Annotated in this window: 20 protein-coding genes; all 20 read left to right on the plus strand. The window is 43.1% G+C overall.

Translation table 11 applies throughout. The features are described from left to right. Nucleotides 1–267: 267 nt before the first annotated feature. The 20 genes from fapR to AC1TO6_RS04595 all read left to right on the plus strand — a co-directional run bounded on the left by fapR (nucleotide 268) and on the right by AC1TO6_RS04595 (nucleotide 18,535). Nucleotides 268–852, plus strand: coding sequence for a transcription factor FapR (gene fapR / locus AC1TO6_RS04500; protein WP_482100407.1), 585 nt, complete (start codon nucleotides 268–270; stop codon nucleotides 850–852). After that, entirely contained in the window at nucleotides 849–1,841 is a 993-nt protein-coding gene (gene plsX, locus AC1TO6_RS04505) for a phosphate acyltransferase PlsX (protein WP_482100408.1), read from the plus strand. The genes fapR and plsX overlap by 4 nt, the downstream gene beginning before the upstream one ends. Beyond that, complete coding sequence (gene fabD / locus AC1TO6_RS04510) at nucleotides 1,838–2,782, plus strand: ACP S-malonyltransferase (protein ID WP_482100409.1); 945 nt, start codon at nucleotides 1,838–1,840, stop codon at nucleotides 2,780–2,782. The genes plsX and fabD overlap by 4 nt, the downstream gene beginning before the upstream one ends. Beyond that, a complete protein-coding gene (fabG, locus tag AC1TO6_RS04515) occupies nucleotides 2,782–3,528 on the plus strand; it encodes a 3-oxoacyl-[acyl-carrier-protein] reductase (RefSeq protein ID WP_482100410.1) in 747 nt (248 codons plus the stop codon). The genes fabD and fabG overlap by 1 nt, the downstream gene beginning before the upstream one ends. 174 nt (nucleotides 3,529–3,702) lie before the next feature. Beyond that, nucleotides 3,703–3,939: an acyl carrier protein gene (locus tag AC1TO6_RS04520; RefSeq protein ID WP_482100411.1), complete on the plus strand. Its 237-nt coding sequence runs from the start codon at nucleotides 3,703–3,705 to the stop codon at nucleotides 3,937–3,939. A 143-nt stretch (nucleotides 3,940–4,082) separates the two neighbouring features. Then, on the plus strand, nucleotides 4,083–4,850 hold the full coding sequence (gene rnc / locus AC1TO6_RS04525) for a ribonuclease III (RefSeq protein WP_482100412.1): 768 nt from the start codon (nucleotides 4,083–4,085) through the stop codon (nucleotides 4,848–4,850). A 2-nt stretch (nucleotides 4,851–4,852) separates the two neighbouring features. Next, nucleotides 4,853–8,410: a chromosome segregation protein SMC gene (gene smc, locus AC1TO6_RS04530; RefSeq protein WP_482100413.1), complete on the plus strand. Its 3,558-nt coding sequence runs from the start codon at nucleotides 4,853–4,855 to the stop codon at nucleotides 8,408–8,410. A 14-nt stretch (nucleotides 8,411–8,424) separates the two neighbouring features. Then, on the plus strand, nucleotides 8,425–9,426 hold the full coding sequence (ftsY, locus tag AC1TO6_RS04535; protein ID WP_482100414.1) for a signal recognition particle-docking protein FtsY: 1,002 nt from the start codon (nucleotides 8,425–8,427) through the stop codon (nucleotides 9,424–9,426). Nucleotides 9,427–9,493: 67 nt separating this feature from the next. Then, nucleotides 9,494–9,832 carry a putative DNA-binding protein gene (locus tag AC1TO6_RS04540; protein ID WP_482100415.1) on the plus strand — a complete coding sequence of 113 codons (339 nt, stop codon included), beginning with the start codon at nucleotides 9,494–9,496 and terminating at the stop codon, nucleotides 9,830–9,832. 12 nt (nucleotides 9,833–9,844) lie between these two features. Further along, nucleotides 9,845–11,200 (plus strand): signal recognition particle protein, encoded by a 1,356-nt coding sequence (gene ffh / locus AC1TO6_RS04545; protein WP_482100416.1) that lies wholly within the window; start codon nucleotides 9,845–9,847, stop codon nucleotides 11,198–11,200. A 92-nt stretch (nucleotides 11,201–11,292) separates the two neighbouring features. Beyond that, on the plus strand, nucleotides 11,293–11,565 hold the full coding sequence (gene rpsP / locus AC1TO6_RS04550; RefSeq protein WP_482100417.1) for a 30S ribosomal protein S16: 273 nt from the start codon (nucleotides 11,293–11,295) through the stop codon (nucleotides 11,563–11,565). A 15-nt stretch (nucleotides 11,566–11,580) separates the two neighbouring features. Next, the gene (locus AC1TO6_RS04555; RefSeq protein WP_179391376.1) at nucleotides 11,581–11,814 is read left to right on the plus strand and encodes a KH domain-containing protein; all 234 of its coding nucleotides are present in this window, start codon (nucleotides 11,581–11,583) and stop codon (nucleotides 11,812–11,814) included. A gap of 261 nt (nucleotides 11,815–12,075) precedes the next feature. Continuing rightward, the gene (gene rimM / locus AC1TO6_RS04560) at nucleotides 12,076–12,591 is read left to right on the plus strand and encodes a ribosome maturation factor RimM (RefSeq protein WP_482100418.1); all 516 of its coding nucleotides are present in this window, start codon (nucleotides 12,076–12,078) and stop codon (nucleotides 12,589–12,591) included. After that, on the plus strand, nucleotides 12,591–13,334 hold the full coding sequence (gene trmD / locus AC1TO6_RS04565) for a tRNA (guanosine(37)-N1)-methyltransferase TrmD (protein ID WP_482100609.1): 744 nt from the start codon (nucleotides 12,591–12,593) through the stop codon (nucleotides 13,332–13,334). The genes rimM and trmD overlap by 1 nt, the downstream gene beginning before the upstream one ends. A 125-nt stretch (nucleotides 13,335–13,459) precedes the next feature. Further along, on the plus strand, nucleotides 13,460–13,804 hold the full coding sequence (rplS, locus tag AC1TO6_RS04570) for a 50S ribosomal protein L19 (RefSeq protein ID WP_482100419.1): 345 nt from the start codon (nucleotides 13,460–13,462) through the stop codon (nucleotides 13,802–13,804). A gap of 104 nt (nucleotides 13,805–13,908) precedes the next feature. Further along, nucleotides 13,909–14,472 carry a signal peptidase I gene (lepB, locus tag AC1TO6_RS04575; protein ID WP_482100420.1) on the plus strand — a complete coding sequence of 188 codons (564 nt, stop codon included), beginning with the start codon at nucleotides 13,909–13,911 and terminating at the stop codon, nucleotides 14,470–14,472. A 17-nt stretch (nucleotides 14,473–14,489) separates the two neighbouring features. Next, nucleotides 14,490–15,353 (plus strand): ribosome biogenesis GTPase YlqF, encoded by an 864-nt coding sequence (gene ylqF, locus AC1TO6_RS04580; RefSeq protein WP_482100421.1) that lies wholly within the window; start codon nucleotides 14,490–14,492, stop codon nucleotides 15,351–15,353. A gap of 145 nt (nucleotides 15,354–15,498) precedes the next feature. Next, entirely contained in the window at nucleotides 15,499–16,290 is a 792-nt protein-coding gene (locus AC1TO6_RS04585) for a ribonuclease HII (RefSeq protein ID WP_482100422.1), read from the plus strand. Then, complete coding sequence (locus tag AC1TO6_RS04590) at nucleotides 16,287–18,254, plus strand: hypothetical protein (protein WP_482100423.1); 1,968 nt, start codon at nucleotides 16,287–16,289, stop codon at nucleotides 18,252–18,254. Before AC1TO6_RS04585 ends, AC1TO6_RS04590 begins: the two co-directional genes overlap by 4 nt. Beyond that, nucleotides 18,251–18,535, plus strand: coding sequence for an EscU/YscU/HrcU family type III secretion system export apparatus switch protein (locus AC1TO6_RS04595; protein ID WP_482100424.1), 285 nt, complete (start codon nucleotides 18,251–18,253; stop codon nucleotides 18,533–18,535). Before AC1TO6_RS04590 ends, AC1TO6_RS04595 begins: the two co-directional genes overlap by 4 nt. Nucleotides 18,536–18,568 lie beyond the last annotated feature (33 nt).

Here is an 18,568-nt window from a genome sequence, read left to right on the forward strand (position 1 = left end):
TACATCCCTCCTAATTGCCGCGCGATGCGGCGACATTAGGCTGTGATCCTTTTGGTCGTCTCCGCATTTCAATGCTGTCTAGCTACAGCGGCCAGATGCTCGGGTCATAAGTCGGCTCGGCTGCGCGGCAAAGTACGCGCCGCTTCGCCAATCCGTCTTATGCCTGCCGCATCTAAACGGCCACTTTCGCATTTCTATACTTGCTTTCTTTTTTTTATTTTTATATACTGCTATTAGTACCAAGTGCTAATCCGGAAGGTGAAACGATTGAGAGTGCCTAAAAGGGAAAGGCAGCGACTGCTTGGAAGGTTGCTTGATGAAAATCCGTTTCTGACAGATGAAGAACTGTCAGAACATTTTACTGTTAGCGTTCAAACAATCCGGTTGGACAGGCTTGAGAACGGTATTCCAGAGTTACGGGAGCGTTTGAAAACTGTGGCGTCTCGAACGATGAAAGAGGAAGTGAAGTCTCTTCATTCCGATGAAGTATTTGGAGATATTATTGATATGGAGCTCGATAAGAGGGCATTGTCGATATTCGATGTGACTGAGGATCATGTCTTTCAGCGCAACGGTATTGCGCGAGGGCATCACCTCTTCGCCCAAGCAAACTCACTTGCTGTTGCTGTTATGAATGATGATCTTGCTTTGACTGTGAAGTCGACCATTGACTTTCTGAAGCCGGTAAGAGCCGGTGATAGAGTAGTTGCACGTGCAGAAGTGAAAAAAGAAAGTCTTGGAGAGAAGCGGACATTAGTCGTGGTCGCATCGACGGTCAATGACGAAACGGTATTCACTGGCGAATTTCACATGTACCGGACGACTGATAGGAAGCAGGGGGAATTAAAATGATCATAGCTGTAGATGGAATGGGTGGAGATCATGCGCCAGGCGAAATTATTGCCGGGGCACTCGAAAGTCTAACTGAATTTGATGATATAAACATACATATTTATGGTGATGAACAGGCGATGGCGCCTTTCCTAAAGGAACACGCCCGTCTAAAAGTCATTCACTGTACAGAAAAAGTGGAACCAGACGATGAGCCAGTTCGTGCCATTCGCCGGAAAAAAGATGCATCAATGGTGAGGATGGCTCAAGCTGTCAAAGACGGCGAAGCTTCAGCTTGCGTTTCAGCAGGAAATACAGGTGCCTTAATGGCGGCAGGATTATTCATCGTAGGCAGGATTGACGGTATTGAGCGACCTGCTTTAGCGCCGACACTACCTACTATTGATGGAAAAGGATTCGTCATGCTGGACCTTGGCGCAAATGCGGACGCGAAACCATCCCATCTAGAACAATATGCAGTGATGGGAAGCATATACGCTGAAAAGGTACGTGGTCTCGAAAATCCACGTGTTGGATTATTAAATATCGGAACGGAAGAAGGAAAAGGGAATGAATTGACGAAGGCGGCTTTTGACTTGCTATCGAAAGCGCCAATCAACTTCATCGGAAACGTCGAGTCTCGCGATTTATTAACGGGCGTGGCAGACGTTGTTATTACAGATGGTTTCACAGGTAATATGGTTCTTAAGACAATAGAAGGGACTGCATCCGCATTCTTCTCCATGTTGAAAGGCGTTTTTAACGCCTCTTTGAAATCAAAACTATCTGCTGGACTAGTAAAAGATGATTTACGCGGATTGAAAAGTAAAATGGATTATACTGAATACGGTGGAGCAGGCCTTTTTGGCCTGAATTCTCCCGTCATAAAAGCACATGGTTCGTCTAATGCGAACGCCATATTAAATGCAATTCGCCAAGCGAGGACGATGGTGCAGTATGACGTCTGCGGAACAATACGTAAAACGATTGGAGAGGTGGAAAAGCAATGACGAAAGTAGCATTCATTTTTCCGGGACAAGGTTCACAATCGGTTGGTATGGGAAAAGAACTCGTGGAAACCGCTGAAAAAAGCAAACTGTTTCTAGACAATGCAGACCGTGTGCTTGATTTTCAACTGAGTAAAGTTATTCTAGAAGGACCTCAAGATGAACTAACGTTGACTTACAATGCGCAGCCGGCACTTCTAACGGTTGGCTCTATGATTGCGGCGCGTCTAGTCGAAGAAGGTGTTTTGCCGGACTATACGGCGGGTCATAGCCTTGGGGAGTACACAGCACTTGTGGCTTCAGGCGTAATATCTTTTGAAGATGGTGTGTCAATTGTGCATAAGCGTGGATTATATATGAATGAAGCCGTTCCGGCAGGTGAAGGTGCTATGGCGGCAATTCTCGGTCTTGATGGTCAGAAGTTGAAGGAAGTCACAGATGCCATTACAGCAGATGGATTTGCCGTTCAACCGGCTAACTTGAATTGCCCTGGCCAAATTGTTATTTCAGGAACGAAAACTGGCGTCGATAAAGCGTGTGTACAATTGAAGGAAGCGGGAGCAAAAAGAGCAATTCCGCTGGATGTGAGTGGCCCATTCCATTCATCACTCATGAAACCTGCGGCGGAAAAATTGCGTGCAACGCTTGATGGTGTTGAGATGCAAGATGCGACCATTCCAGTCATTGCGAATGTCAACGCTTCTGTTGTTAACAAACAGGATGAAATAAAAGACCTACTTGTCAAACAACTGTATTCGCCGGTCCTTTGGGAAGATTCTGTACGCACAATGCTAGACCTTGGTGTTACACACTTTATAGAGTGTGGTCCGGGTAAGGTGTTGAGTGGACTCGTGAGAAAAATCGATCGGAGCGCCACGGTATTACCAGTCTATGATGAAGAAACGTTACAATCTGTAATTGAAGCATCGAAAGGGTGGTCGTAATGGGGAGATTTGAAGGTAAATCGGCAATTGTCACAGGGGCGTCACGTGGCATTGGTCGTGAAATTGCATTGCTTTTAGGCAAAGAAGGTGCTCGTGTTGTTGTAAACTACAGCGGCAGTAAAGACAAGGCAGATGAAGTTGTTAAATTGATCACTGATTTCGGAGGAGAAGCATTTGCTGTCCAAGCGGATGTCTCTGATGCGGACAGTGTTAAAAATATGGTTGATAAAACAGTAGATACTTTTGGTCGAATTGATATCCTGGTTAATAATGCAGGAATAACTAGAGACAATTTGCTCATGCGCATGAAGGAAGACGAGTGGGATGATGTTATCAACATTAACTTAAAAGGTGTCTTCCTTTGTACGAAAGGTGTCACGCGTCAGATGATGAGGCAACGCGAGGGAAGAATCGTCAACGTTGCATCGATTGTAGGCGTTTCTGGTAATCCCGGACAAGCAAACTATGTCGCTGCAAAAGCTGGTGTCATTGGTTTTACAAAGACTGCCGCTAAGGAACTCGCTTCACGCAATATCAATGTCAATGCTGTCGCACCTGGTTTCATTACAACCGACATGACAGATGCACTAAGCGAAGAAGTGAAAAACCAAATGATATCAGTTATCCCTCTTGCTAAGCTTGGCAAACCGGAAGATGTAGCACGCACTGTTCTCTTCCTATTATCGGAAGATGCTGCCTATATTACCGGCCAGACGATTCATGTCGATGGCGGTATGGTAATGTAATAAAGGTAAATCGAACATCCGGCCACACATTTCTTTGTTGGCGAGTTCCAGGCGTCAGATGCTCGGTCACAAGCTGGCTCGTCCGTGCGGCAAAGTACGCCGTTCGGACAATCCATCTTATGTCTGCCGCATCTAAACGACGCCTTCCACATTTCTTGAGAGGAGGTGACAAATTTGTCAACAGTACTTGAACGTGTAACAAAAGTGATTGTCGACCGCCTTGGCGTCGATGAAAGTGAAATTAAAATGGAAGCTTCTTTCCGTGATGATCTCGGCGCAGATTCATTGGACGTCGTAGAACTAGTAATGGAATTAGAAGATGAATTCGAAATGGAAATTTCGGATGATGAAGCTGAAAAGATTGCAACTGTCGGTGACGCAGTTTCGCATATCGAAAAGAAAGTTAACTAATGTACATTCCGGTTGAGACACTTCCGTCCTCTCTATAAAAGAGGATGGCAAGCGTCTCTTTTCGGTTTTCCCATATTTTTTTGCACTGTAGCCTTGAAAAGGGTAAAATTATATGCACTATGCACTGAAAGGTAGAATCGATAATGACTAATACAAACAATTACAGAGGCAAAAATACAAATGCATCCCTACCGGCTGCAGTTCGAATCAAGTTCGATGAATTGCAAAAAGAATTAAACATCTACTTTAAAAATAATCTATTACTTTACAACGCATTTACACATTCATCTTATGTGAATGAGCATCGGAGAAAAAACTTCACGGATAACGAAAGACTTGAGTTTTTGGGAGATGCAGTGCTTGAATTGGGTGTTTCCCGATTCCTTTATTCGACTGAGCCTAATATGAGCGAAGGAGAACTTACGAAACTGAGAGCAGCTATTGTTTGTGAACCTTCACTTGTGAAGTTTTCAAATGAACTTGGGTTTGGACGTTACATCCTCCTTGGAAAAGGCGAGGAGCAGACAGGGGGTAGAATGCGCCCCGCACTACTCGCTGACGTGTTTGAGGCATATATTGGAGCATTGTACATAGACCAAGGAATGGAAGCAGTTATACCTTTCCTTGAAAAAGTCGTTTTCCCAAAAATCAGTATCGGTGCTTTTTCGCATGTGATGGATTATAAGAGCCGTTTGCAGGAAATTGTACAGCAAACGAATAGCGGTCAACTTCAGTATGAAATCATTGAAGAAAAAGGCCCGGCACATGCTAAAAACTTTGTAACTGTCGTCAAATTAGGCGATACGCAACTTGGCACAGGCCTTGGCAAATCAAAAAAAGAGGCCGAGCAGGAAGCAGCCCGTCAGGCAATTCAAGATTTGAAGAGTCGGCAGGCTGAAGGAGAGATTTAATCGTGTTTCTGAAAAGACTTGAAATTATAGGATTTAAATCGTTTGCGGAACGGATTGCAATCGACTTTGTCCCAGGAGTTACAGCGGTAGTTGGTCCAAATGGAAGTGGAAAAAGCAATATTACGGATGCCATTCGCTGGGTCCTTGGCGAACAATCTGCGAAATCTCTACGGGGATCGAAGATGGAGGATGTCATCTTTGCAGGGAGTGATTCAAGAAAATCACTTAACTTTGCAGAGGTGACACTCATACTAGATAATAGTAAAGGCCTCTTTCCACTTGATTATACGGAAATCAGTGTCAGCAGACGTGTTTTTCGTTCAGGAGACAGCGCCTATCTATTAAACGGACAGCAATGCCGGTTAAAGGATATCAATGATGTATTTATGGATTCTGGACTTGGAAAAGAAGCATTTTCAATTATTTCACAAGGTCGTGTAGATGAAATTCTAAATAGCCGACCTGAAGACAGGCGAAGTATATTTGATGAAGCGGCTGGCGTTCTGAAATATAGGACGAGGAAAAAGAAGGCAGAACAAAAACTATTTGAAACAGAAGATAATCTGGACAGGGTTCTTGACATTCTGAAAGAACTCGATTCCAGAATGGAGCCTCTACGGATAAATGCAGAAGCTGCAAAAAGACATAAAGTCCTATCAGAAGAGATGCGTGAAGCCGACGTATCTCTATTGACTTTCGATGCGGGAAATCTTTACAGTGCTATTCGTGAAAAAACAGAAGAAGCTGTGCGCATACAGAAAAAGAAAGAGTTGTTAGAAGCAGACTCTGAAAAAGCTGAAAAAGCATCTGAATTAGCGAAAATAGAACTTGGGGTCATGGATGACCAATTAGATATTTTACAAAAAAAACTTGTAGTAACGAGTGCAGAGTCAGAGAAATGGGAAGGTAGACGGCTGTTATCACTTGAAAAACGCCGCAATGCAGACCAGCAGATTGAAAGAACCCGATTTGAATTGGCTGCTACGGAAAAAGAAGTGATAGCCCTTTCGGTAAAACTTAAAACAGCCCGTGAAAAACTGAAACACACAGAAACAGAATACGCAAAAACAAATGTTGAGATGGATGGGATTTCCCAAATACTCAAACGTTCAGTCAAAGAGACTGAAAAAGAAATCGATGAGTTGAAATCAGCTTATATCGATAGGCTAAACGAGGAAGCCACCATTCGCAACGATTTGAAGCATGCGGAGGAACGTCTCGTAGGTGAAAAAACATCTTCTGAAAAGATTATCCAACAGACATCAGTGCTGAAAAAACGTATTAAAAACCTTACCGAAGAAAGGTCTGTAAAATCGGACAAGTTGTCCATGTTAAAACAGAAAATGGACAAAGTGAATACGGCTTTTCACGCAATGACAAAAGCTTTGCGGAAGACTGAAGGGGAACTAAGTTCACAGCAGGAACTGATGCAAAATGCACTTAACAGACAGCACGAGATGCATGGCAGGGTGCGTGCACTTGAAAGTATGGAAGCAGACTTTTCAGGATTTTATTCGGGCGTAAAAGAAATCCTTGTTGCGAAAAAATCCGGTAAATTGACAGGGATAGATGGTGCAGTCGCAGAAATAATATCTGTAGAAAAAGAGTATATTAAAGCAGTGGAAACCGCGCTTGGTGGAGCAATGCAACATATTGTGACATCGACCGAATCCGAGGCAAGAAAGGCAATTGCTTATTTAAAAGCGAAGAATGCGGGAAGGGCGACTTTCCTACCGAAAGACGTGATGAAATCCAGGAAGCTCCAATCAGCTGCACTGGCCTCGGTTGAACAGCATCCGGAATACATAGGGACTGCAGATCGACTCGTGCAAAGTGATGCTAAGTACTTAATCATCAAGGAAAACTTGCTTGGTAATACAATTGTTGCGAAAACACTTGCGGGGGCTTCAGCTATTGCGAAAGCACTAGGCTATCGCTTCCGTGTAGTGACGCTCGACGGAGATATCGTAAATGCAGGAGGTTCGCTTACTGGTGGTGGTGCCAAGGGGCAGGCTTCTGTTTTCACAAGAAAAGCGGAACTTGAAACCTTGCAGAAACAACTAAATCAGATGGCGGAATCAATCGGATCCGCTACAAAGAAAATCGGCGACACGAAAATGGAAGTTGCAGGGAAACTGCACGAAGTGGATGATTATCGTAAGAAAACTGCTAGTCTACAAGCTGAAATTGTGGCAATGGAATCGAGTATTCGGGAGACCGGTATTGCAATCCATTCTGCTGAAGCAGAATTTACTTTGACCGACATGGGGAGACAAGGTGCAGAAAGTACGGGTTCGGCACTGTTGGAAAAGAAAGCAGAATTAGAAAAAAAACATACACACGTGAAAAAAGAATTAACTTCAATTCAAATGCAGGTGCAAACGCTTGAACGACTTGCTTCTGACCGTAGAAATGAAGAAGCTACCTTGACAGTCCGTTATAACGCACTTCGGGAGCAAGTAGCGGTTTTACGTGAACAGAAGACGCATCAGCTAACATCTATACAAGAAACGGTGCTCGCATCCGAACAGGCTGAACAGAAACTGTCTCTATTGCAAGATGAAATGCAGTATTACACTGGAAGCGACAGTGGTGGTGAATTAACCGCTGAACAAATTGCATTGGAGATTAATAGAACGACTGCTGAAAAAAACACAATTGAAAAAGCAGTTTTTGCAGGCAGAAAAAAACGTGCAAAACTTGCTGATTTGCTCGAGGAAAAAAGTATATTACTTCGAAAACTTCGAGCCAAAGCCGGAGACGTTATCTCCACATTGAATTCAGTTTCTGTTTCGTTATCCCGCGTGGAAGTGAAATACGACGCGGTCACTCAGCGTTTGTTAGATGAATATGGTTTATATCCAAACATGGATTTAGCAGACGACTTTGATGAATTACAAACTAGGGCTAACGTTGAATCTTTAAAACAAGAATTGTCCTTACTGGGTACCGTTAATCCAGGAGCCATCTTAGAATTTGAAGAAGTATCGGGACGTCATATCTTCTTAAACGAACAACGCAATGATCTACTTGAAGCCAAAACGACTCTTCACGAAGCGATGTCTGAAATGGATGCAGAAATGACGACACGGTTCTCAATGACATTCAATGCAGTACAGAACCGATTCAGACATGTGTTCAAGGAAATGTTTGGCGGCGGGGACGCTGATTTACATCTTACGCAACCTGATAATTTACTGGAAACAGGTGTGGAAATTGTAGCCAGGCCGCCAGGGAAGAAGTTGCAAAATCTAAGTCTGTTATCGGGTGGCGAACGAGCGTTAACAGCGATTGCATTGTTATTTTCAATCATTGAAGTACGGCCAGTGCCATTTTGTATTCTCGATGAAGTCGAAGCGGCACTCGACGAAGCGAATGTCTTACGCTACAGTAAATACTTGAAGAAGTTTTCTGAGAAGACACAATTCATCGTAATTACACATAGGAAAGGAACAATGGAAGGTGCCGATGTGCTTTACGGTATTACAATGCAAGAATCAGGAGTTTCCAAAGTCATTTCGGTCAAACTTTCCGATGTGCCTGCAGAAGCGATAATGTAAAGGAGAGGCTATAGTTGTCTTTTATAAAAAAAATTAAAGAAAAGATTACAGGTGCGAACGAATCAGTAACAGAAAAGTTTAAGGATGGATTATCTAAAACACGTAATCAGTTTACATCTAAAGTAAATGACTTAGTTGCCCGATTCCGGGTGGTTGATGAAGAGTTCTTTGAAGAATTGGAAGAGTTGCTATTACAGGCTGACGTCGGATATGAAACTGTTATGGAACTAATTGATTTACTGAAAGTGGAAGTGAAACGTAAGAATATTAAAGACACTGCGGGAATTCAATCGGTTATTTCTGAAAAACTCGTTGAGATTTATCAAGCCGGCGAAGAACTCGACAATCGCTTGAATATACAGGAAGAAGGCTTGACTGTTGTGTTATTAGTAGGTGTCAATGGGGTCGGAAAAACGACCACAATCGGCAAGTTGGCGGCACGTCTAATGGCGGAAGGAAAGACCGTCATGCTTGCTGCTGGTGACACTTTCCGTGCAGGTGCAATCGATCAGCTAGTTGTCTGGGGAGAACGTGCTGGGGTTGAAGTGATTCGCCAATCAGAAGGATCTGACCCGGCTGCAGTCATGTACGACGCTATCCGAGCTGCTAAAAATCGTAAAGTGGATGTCCTTATCTGTGATACTGCTGGTAGACTTCAAAACAAAGTCAATTTGATGAATGAACTTCAGAAAGTACACCGCGTCATTAGCAAAGAGGTTGAAGGTGCTCCACACGAAGTACTGTTGGCTCTGGATGCGACTACAGGGCAAAATGCATTAATACAAGCCGAGACATTCAAGGAAGCGACAGACGTTACTGGAATTGTCTTGACGAAGCTAGATGGTACTGCAAAAGGCGGTATTGTCCTTGCTATTCGAAAGAAATTGAATATCCCAGTTAAATTTGTTGGTCTAGGCGAGGGTGTGGATGATTTACAACCCTTTGATCCAGAAAAGTATGTGTATGGTCTTTTTGCTGACGGCCTTGAACAAGAGGATACTGCAACAGACAAGTAAAATAGCTTGACAGTACTCTGCCATCATATTATGATGGCTTAGGAAGACAAGCGGGGAGGCAGAGCCTATGACGCTTGCAAAAACGACACGCATCAACTTCCTCTTCGATTTTTATCAGTCGCTTTTGACTGATAAACAGAGACTTTATATGCAGCTTTATTATTTGGAAGACCTTTCACTTGGCGAGATTGCGGGGGAATACGGCGTATCACGTCAAGCTGTTTATGACAACGTCCGCCGGACTGAAGCAATGCTCGAAGACTACGAAATGAAGTTGAACTTATTTTCGAAATTCCAGAAGCGAGCAGAAATTGTGGATTCTCTTGAAGAGCTCGTAACCGATGATAATGATGAAAAATCGGAAACAATCAGGGAATTATTAATCGCAATAAAAGATAATGAGTAGGAGGCTCTGTGCATGGCATTTGAAGGATTAGCCCAGCGCCTGCAAGGGACGCTACAGAAGATTAAGGGCAAAGGAAAGATTGATGAAACTGACGTTAAGGAAATGATGCGTGAAGTACGTTTTGCGCTAATTGAAGCTGACGTCAACTTAAAAGTGGTCAAAGAGTTTGTGAAAACCGTCAGCGAACGTGCTATCGGGCAAGACGTTATGAAAAGTCTTACACCCGGTCAGCAAGTTGTCAAAATCGTTAAAGATGAATTGACGAATCTGATGGGTGGCGAACAGAACCCAATCCAATTTGCGAGAAAATCACCGACAGTTATTATGATGGTTGGTTTGCAAGGTGCTGGGAAAACGACCACTACTGGGAAATTGGCGAGTGTTCTTCGAAAGCGTCACAATAAAAAGCCACTTCTTGTTGCGGCAGACGTTTATAGACCGGCTGCAATTCAGCAGTTGGAAACACTCGGAAAACAATTGACTATGCCTGTATTTGCACTTGGAACAGACATTTCACCTGTTGAAATTGTCCGCCAGGCGCTTGCAGAGGCGGAGAAAGAACACCATGATGTCGTTATCATCGATACAGCAGGAAGGCTGCATGTCGATGAAGTTCTGATGCAGGAACTTAAGGATATCCGTGAACTCAGTACTCCAGACGAAGTATTCTTAGTTGTCGATGCGATGACGGGGCAAGATGCTGTCAATGTTGCCAAAAGTTTTGATGATACGGTAGGTATTACAGGTGTTATTCTGACAAAACTAGATGGGGATACCAGAGGCGGAGCTGCGCTTTCAATTCGTGCTGTTACAGAAAAACCGATTAAGTTTGTCGGAATGGGCGAGAAAATGGATGCGCTTGAACCATTTCATCCAGAGCGTATGGCGTCGCGAATTCTCGGTATGGGAGACGTCATGTCTCTCATTGAAAAAGCTCAGGAGAACGTTGACGAAGAGAAGTCGAAGGAACTTGAAGAAAAGTTCCGGACACAGTCATTTACATTGGATGACTTCCTTGATCAGCTTCAGCAAGTGAAGAAGATGGGGCCACTCGACGAACTATTGAAAATGATGCCTGGCGCCAATAAAATCAAAGGTCTAGAAAATGCCAAAGTAGATGAAGGTCAAATGGGACGCGTTGAAGCGGTCATTCAATCGATGACGAAAAATGAGCGCAATACACCTGAAATCATTAATGCAAATCGCCGCAAGAGAATTGCAAAAGGTTCAGGAACAAGCATTCAAGACGTCAATCGGCTATTAAAGCAATTCGAAGACATGAAAAAAATGGTAAAACAAATGTCCGGCATGCAACAAAAAGGTAAAAAGAAGATGAAAATGCCTGGATTAGATTCGTTTTTCAAATAAAATTCAAGGTGTTAAGAAAAAACACTTTACAAACAACAGAAATCTTGATAATATACTATCTTGTGTGAAACTATTCGGAGGTGCAAGTAAAAATGTCAGTAAAAATTCGTCTTAAACGTATGGGAGCAAAGAAAACTCCTTTCTATCGTATTGTTGTAGCAGATTCACGTTCACCACGTGATGGTCGTCAAATCGAAACAGTTGGTACTTACAACCCGCTTACAAAACCGGCTGAAGTACTAATCAACGAAGAGCTAGCTCTTCAATGGTTACAGAATGGTGCTAAACCTTCTGATACAGTCCGTAACCTGTTTTCCGATAAAGGCATCATGGAAAAATACCATAACGCTAAACACGGTAAATAATCAGGAGGGGTGCACATGAAGCAGCTGATTGAAACAATCGTCAAACCGTTAGTCGATTATCCTGGAGATGTTCGGGTAGCGATGGATGAACATGATAACCGTGTCATTTATAAACTATCCGTCAACCCCGAAGATATGGGAAAAGTTATCGGAAAGCAGGGACGTGTTGCGAAAGCGATACGCACCATTGTTTATTCAGCAGCAGGCAGTCACCACGGCAAAAAGGTTTATATCGATATTATAGATTGATATAGAAAGGGAGGGAGCTCAGGTTCCTTCCTTTTTTGTCTAAGTTATTAATTGAATAATTATAAATTGTTAGGAAATAGTAGTTTGTAGACACAAGGTGTTTTAGGCTAGATGTCAAAAGCGCAGTTCATAATGTAAGCAAACGTATCTCACTTTTGCGATGCGGTTTCCGCGAACGTGGACTCTATCTCCTGACCTATCTAATGCCTGTCGTGTTTGAGCAGGCGCTTTTCTCTTCTTATATAAAGGATGGTGCAATATATGCAATGGTTTAATGTTGGTACAATTGTAAATACACACGGTATCCGTGGAGAAGTCCGTGTCGTTTCGCGTACTCATTTTCCGGAGGAGCGTTATACGATCGGAAACAAGCTGGCCTTGTTCATGCCGGACAGCAAAGCACCTATCTATTTGACTGTTGCCAGTCACAGACAACATAAGAACTTCGATCTGTTAACATTTGAAAATCATCCGAATCTTAATGATGTAGAAAAGTATCGTAGCGGTATTTTTAAAATACCTGAAAACGAGCTTGGTGATTTAGATGAAAACGAATTCTATTATCACGAAATTATCGGCTGTTCAGTGTTCACAACTGAAGGTACTGATATCGGTAAAGTGACGGAGATTCTTGAAACCGGTGCGAATGATGTATGGACGGTGATACCTGAAAAAGGGAAGCCACACTATATTCCATACATTGAAGACATCGTCAAAGAAATAGATATAGACAATAAAAAAATCATCATTGATCCAATGGAAGGGCTTCTTTCATGATGAAAATAGATGTCCTTTCACTGTTTCCAGAAATGTTTGAAGGCGTTCTCCATTCCTCAATCATGAAAAAGGCTCAGTCAAATGATGCAGTAACCTTTGGTGTAACCGATTTTCGGGACTATTCTACAAACAAGCATCATAAAGTTGATGATTATCCATATGGTGGAGGAGCGGGGATGGTCCTTAAACCGGAACCGCTCTTTGCCGCAGTCGAAGCGATTTCAGAAGGCCTTGAAAAGCCTCCCCGTGTTATTCTGATGTGTCCTCAGGGAGAACGATTTACACAGAAGAAAGCGGAAGAACTATCAGCTGAAGAGCATATTGTGTTCATATGCGGGCATTATGAGGGGTACGATGAGCGGATACGCCAGCATCTTGTGACGGACGAGTTATCCATCGGAGACTTCGTTCTGACAGGCGGCGAGATTGCTGCAATGGCTGTGATTGATAGTGTAGTGCGCCTGTTACCGAATGTCCTTGGCAATGTGGATTCTCCTGTGCTGGATTCGTTTTCAACAGGTTTACTTGAACATCCTCAATATACAAGACCCTCTAATTTTAATGGCATGGAAGTACCGGCTGTATTGTTATCCGGAAACCATGCAGAAATCGATAAATGGCGTGAAGAGCAGTCACTTATCCGCACGTTTGAACGGAGAAAAGATTTGCTCAAAGACGCGCCACTTACAGACAGTCAGCGCAAGTTACTCAACCAACTTAATCGAGAAAAAGTAGACAGATGACCTTGCATCGATATGACCTTTGTGGTATTATCTACTATGTGCTTCTATGTAAGTACATAATTACTGATGTTCCGCTGCAAAGGCAAGAAGTGCAAGAACTTCTGTGGATAGGGAGAGGTTAAATTATGCAACATATTATTTCAGAAATTACTAAAGATCAGCTTCGTACTGATCATCCATCATTCCGTGCAGGAGATACAGTTCGTTTGCACGTGAAAATTGTAGAGGGAACGCGTGAGCGTATTCAGCTATTCGAAGGAATTGTTATCAAACGTCGTGGAGGCGGAATCAGTGAAACTTTCACAGTCCGTAAAATCTCCAATGGTGTAGGTGTTGAACGTACATTCCCTGTAAACACACCTAAAATTGCTATACTTGAAGTAACACGCCGTGGTAAAGTACGCCGTGCGAAGTTGTATTACCTTCGCAGTCTGCGCGGAAAAGCTGCACGTATCAAAGAACTTCGATAAACAAAAGCAAAAACCCAGGAGGCCAACAAACGGCCTCCTTTCTTTTTGCCTCAAAATTGAATAGACTGTACAATGAGGATAGAAATACGCAGGAGGCTCAGCCGATGAATGAAGAGAAAAAGAAGAAAAATGAAACGTGGGAATGGGCGAAGGCGCTTTTAATCGCATTCGGACTTGCTGCAATAATCAGGGTTTTCCTCTTTACACCGATTGTTGTTGATGGGGTATCGATGATGCCGACTCTCGAAAATGGTGATCGGATGATTGTAAATAAGATTGGATACACAATTGGTGAACCGAAGCGTTTTGATATCGTGGTGTTCCATGCGCCTGAAGAAAAAGATTATATAAAAAGAGTAATCGGACTTCCTGGTGATGAAGTGGAATATAAGGACGACATTTTATATATTAATGGAGAGCCTGTCGAAGAGCCGTATCTCGATCAATACAAGGCGGAAGTCCCAGACAGTCCATTGACTGGAGATTTCACGCTTGAAGAGACACCGGTCGGCAGTATAACGGTTCCTGCAGACCATGTATTTGTCATGGGGGACAACAGAAGAAAAAGTAAAGACTCCAGACATATTGGAGCTGTTTCAATCGATGAAATTATCGGTAGTACAAAAATCGTCTTCTGGCCGGTTAAAGATTTCGGAATTATCAACTGACAGGAGGAACTTACAACATGACAATTCAATGGTTTCCCGGACATATGGCAAAAGCACGACGCGAAGTAACTGAAAAATTGAAGCTGGTCGACATCGTCTTTGAGTTAATCGACGCTAGGCTTCCGCTCTCTTCAAGAAATCCGATGATTGACGAGGTTATTCATCAAAAGCCTAGGTTGTTAATTTTGAATAAGATGGACCTCGCAGACGAAAAGGAGACCGCACGCTGGATTCACTATTTCGAAACGCGCGGATTACGTGCCGTTGCCATCAATTCGTTTGAAGGAAAAGGGCTTCAGACTGTTATTAAAGCTGCTAAAGAGATATTGGAGCCGAAACTTGCAAGATTGCGTTCTAGGGGCATTCGTCCAGGCGCCATGCGAGCGATGATTGTTGGGATTCCGAATGTCGGAAAGTCGACCCTTATCAATCGACTTGCAAAGAAAAACATTGCCAAAACGGGCAATACACCAGGCGTTACGAAAGCGCAGCAATGGATTAAATACGAAAAAGAACTGGAACTTCTGGACACACCTGGTATTCTTTGGCCGAAATTCGAAGATAAAGAAGTTGGCTACAAACTTGCGCTGACAGGAGCTATTAAAGATACAATCGTCAATATGGAAGATTTGGCTGTATACGGCCTACGTTTTCTTGAAGCAAATTACCCCGATCGGCTGTCAGCTAGATATGGTTTGACAATGGTAGGAGAAGAAATTCTTCCGGTCTTTGAACAGATCGGATCTCTTCGTAAAGTTTATACAACTGGTGGAGAAATAGATCTTGATAAGGTAGCGGAGTTAATCGTGCGCGATATCCGAAGTGAATACCTTGGAAAACTGACATTCGACTTTACATCACTTCAACCGCAAATGGATTAAGCCGATGCCGGCACGGAATTTACTTCCGCGGCAATCGGTTTTTTCTTTGTTTAGAGTACTTTATATAGTTGACCTGTGGATACCACTCAATAGCAACCGATATAATACAAAAGGAATGAATCGATAAACCGCTTATGAATGAAAGGTGATCACGTTGAAAACCATAAAGGATATTACAGAACTGCTAAAAACGGTTGGAGAACCGGAATTGTGGATGGAAGAACTGGAACTGGATTCGAGAATGGGTGTGCAAAATGCACTTAATCGTTGGAAGCGTCGTTATGAAAAAAGAAAAGTGATAGAGCAAGCGCATGCAGAGAAAAAGGCATTTGACATGTCTTACGCGCCGTTTGAGGGTGCTATGGTTGCTGGGGTGGATGAAGCGGGAAGAGGACCGTTAGCGGGACCTGTGGTCACTGCAGCGGTCATTTTACCTCGAGAAACGCCTGAACTCATCGGATTGGATGATTCAAAGGCCATTCCGAAGGCGGAACGGGAACGACTTGCGGAAAAGATTCGAAGTGTCGCTATCTCCTATTCAGCACATATTCAATCAGCTAAAACCATCGATGAAACAAATATTTACGCTGCGACAAGGGACTCCATGGAACGGGCTGTAAAAGGGTTGTCAATCAAACCTGATTTTGTCATTGCGGATGCAATGTCACTCGCTGTAAATTGTCCGACAGAGTCTGTTATAAAAGGCGATGCAAAGAGCTTGGCAATTGCGGCCGCTTCGATAATTGCAAAAACGACGAGAGATGCAATTATGGATGAAATACATAACGAATTTCCTGTTTATAAATTCAATAAAAATGCCGGATATGGAACATCAGAACATGTTTTGGCGCTTCAAATACATGGCCCAAGCAAACATCATCGTGCCAGTTTTGAACCTGTGAAATCAATGTTAAAAGACGGGAGGAAGAACGAATGAGTTTTCCAACTGCCGGAGTATCAATGTCGGGACAAGCGATGGTAGGAGATGCACCGAATAGACCATTCTTCTTAAATGAAGGCCAGATGTTTCATGGGCAAATAAAACAACTTTTCCCAGGACAAATGGCAGAAGTACAAATAGGCGGACAAAAGCTGTTCGCAAAACTTGAAGTGCCAATGAAAGCGGGCGACTCCTATTACTTTCAAGTAAATTCGGTAAAGCCTGAGTTACAGCTTAAAATTATATCAGGACCCCTACAAGCGACAGAAGGGCAAGCTCGTCAACTTGGTGCACTCATGGACGCAATGCAAGTTCCAAAGACGCAAGAAATGCAATCCCTATTAACGTTTGTCTTGAAAAATAGAATTCCGATGAACAGAGGGAATCTGCTAGAATCGGAAGAATTACTGAAAGGTGTACCGACATCTGCTCGGAATGAGGCGCTAGCATCCATTCAGAAAATGCATGAACTGAAATTACCGTTTACAGAAAATAACTTCAGATCACTTTTAGGCGTTGAGACGAAAGAAGGCCTGCATAGCGTATTGCAGTCATTGAAAAATGCATTGGTTCTAGATAACGCATTAGCGCCAGAAGTTAAAGACGCCATACTCACAGCGCTTGAAAAGATGGCTAAGCCTTTTGCGCAGGCAACAGGCGGTTCACTGCTAGGACAATCCATTGTGACGCTACTTGATCATGCCGCACCTGTTGAAAACCGTTTTGCTACACTGCAATTAATGAAAAGTGCAGGTATATTACCAGAACGGACGTCCCTTGCAAATTTACCACAAGTCCTCATTTCACTACTATCAGCTGAAAGAGTTGGCCAAGTTGGAGCGCAGGGTATTCCTGCTACAAATATGGCTGGGCAGGCTGCCACCACACCTCAACCTACCTCGTTGCCGATACCCATCGTGCAGCAAGTAGTGACACTGCTTAAACAAGTTGAGGAGGCAAAACAACAAAATCAGCAGGTTCCGTTAGCTAGTTTGAAAGCATTGATTTTATCCGATACAGGAATGAATTTACAGCAAAAAAACTTACTTTCGGCAATTATCGACCGGGCTGTAAATGCACAGCCACCAGTCGAGTCGATGACAAAATTCGTTCAGGAATTCAGTCAGGGGTTTATACGTGTAAATGCAGAAAATACAATTGCTAATCCATTCCAATCTAGCACTCCATCAGAGGACCCTAAAGAAGCACTACTAACATTACTGGGACGGCTAGGAACGGAAAAACTATCTGTACTTTTACGGGCGGCAGAACAGTCCGTCAATCCAGACATTCAAAAAGCGATACAAACAGCTGAAGTTAATGTTGCATCATTGATTGATGGGAAGGCCGTGAAGGACGCTTTGGAAACAGTGATGCGCTCACTCGGACTTAACTACGAAGCCGGGTTGCTCGGAAAAGAACCTGACTTTGGACGTCTTGCTGAATCTTTGAAGCCACAATTACTTGCGCTTATGCATAATCCCTCTGCATCCGTTGCTCTTCGTGAGGCCGCAGAAACTGTCGTAATGAGGATGAATGGTCCTTTGTTGCAATCCGGGGAAAACGGAATCCAGCATCAGCTCGTTATGCAAGTACCGCTCGATTTTTTTGGTAAGCGTATTGAGGCGACATTACAGTGGAACGGACGCATGAAAGAGGACGGGAAAATTGACCCTGAATTTGCAAGGATCTTGTTTTATCTTGATCTTGCATCAATAAAAAAGACGGTAATCGATATGCAAGTTCAAAATCGGATTGTATCGGTAACTATTTTTAATGCGGATGATGCGCTCAAGACAATTGGAGCACCTCTTCAGCTAAAGTTGAAGGAAGGACTCGAGTCAGCGGGTTATAAACTATCAGGAGTCTTCTTTAAAAAGTTTACGGAAGAAGAAAAAATTGTACCTAAACAGAAGAGTCCATCAAAAGTTGATGGACAAGGAGTTGACTTTCGCATATGACTGAAGAATTGCATGTACGAAAAGAGGCTGTTGCCCTTTCATATGAACCATTCTCAGAGGGAGCACCAAAAGTGGTTGCGAAAGGGAAGGGTAAAATTGCTGAAAGTATATTGGAAAGGGCACTTGCCAATAACATTCCAATACAGGAGGATTCAAGTTTAGTCGAAATACTAGGACAGTTGAACGTCAATGAATCCATTCCGGAAGAGTTATATAAAGCGGTATCTGAGGTTTTTGCGTATATTTATCAGATTGACCGTAAACATGGAATTGGTAAATGATTTGAGAAAGTTTCGACAAAATCAAACATTCGA

The organism is Sporosarcina sp. Y352, from assembly GCF_056786535.1.

Coding starts and splice junctions, on each gene's coding strand:
- plsX (WP_482100408.1), top strand. CDS start 849: ATGATCATAGCTGTAGATGGAATGGGTGGAGATCATGCGCCAGGCGAA.
- fabD (WP_482100409.1), top strand. CDS start 1,838: ATGACGAAAGTAGCATTCATTTTTCCGGGACAAGGTTCACAATCGGTT.
- fabG (WP_482100410.1), top strand. CDS start 2,782: ATGGGGAGATTTGAAGGTAAATCGGCAATTGTCACAGGGGCGTCACGT.
- rnc (WP_482100412.1), top strand. CDS start 4,083: ATGACTAATACAAACAATTACAGAGGCAAAAATACAAATGCATCCCTA.
- AC1TO6_RS04540 (WP_482100415.1), top strand. CDS start 9,494: ATGACGCTTGCAAAAACGACACGCATCAACTTCCTCTTCGATTTTTAT.
- ffh (WP_482100416.1), top strand. CDS start 9,845: ATGGCATTTGAAGGATTAGCCCAGCGCCTGCAAGGGACGCTACAGAAG.
- rpsP (WP_482100417.1), top strand. CDS start 11,293: ATGTCAGTAAAAATTCGTCTTAAACGTATGGGAGCAAAGAAAACTCCT.
- AC1TO6_RS04555 (WP_179391376.1), top strand. CDS start 11,581: ATGAAGCAGCTGATTGAAACAATCGTCAAACCGTTAGTCGATTATCCT.
- rimM (WP_482100418.1), top strand. CDS start 12,076: ATGCAATGGTTTAATGTTGGTACAATTGTAAATACACACGGTATCCGT.
- trmD (WP_482100609.1), top strand. CDS start 12,591: ATGAAAATAGATGTCCTTTCACTGTTTCCAGAAATGTTTGAAGGCGTT.
- rplS (WP_482100419.1), top strand. CDS start 13,460: ATGCAACATATTATTTCAGAAATTACTAAAGATCAGCTTCGTACTGAT.
- lepB (WP_482100420.1), top strand. CDS start 13,909: ATGAATGAAGAGAAAAAGAAGAAAAATGAAACGTGGGAATGGGCGAAG.
- ylqF (WP_482100421.1), top strand. CDS start 14,490: ATGACAATTCAATGGTTTCCCGGACATATGGCAAAAGCACGACGCGAA.
- AC1TO6_RS04590 (WP_482100423.1), top strand. CDS start 16,287: ATGAGTTTTCCAACTGCCGGAGTATCAATGTCGGGACAAGCGATGGTA.
- AC1TO6_RS04595 (WP_482100424.1), top strand. CDS start 18,251: ATGACTGAAGAATTGCATGTACGAAAAGAGGCTGTTGCCCTTTCATAT.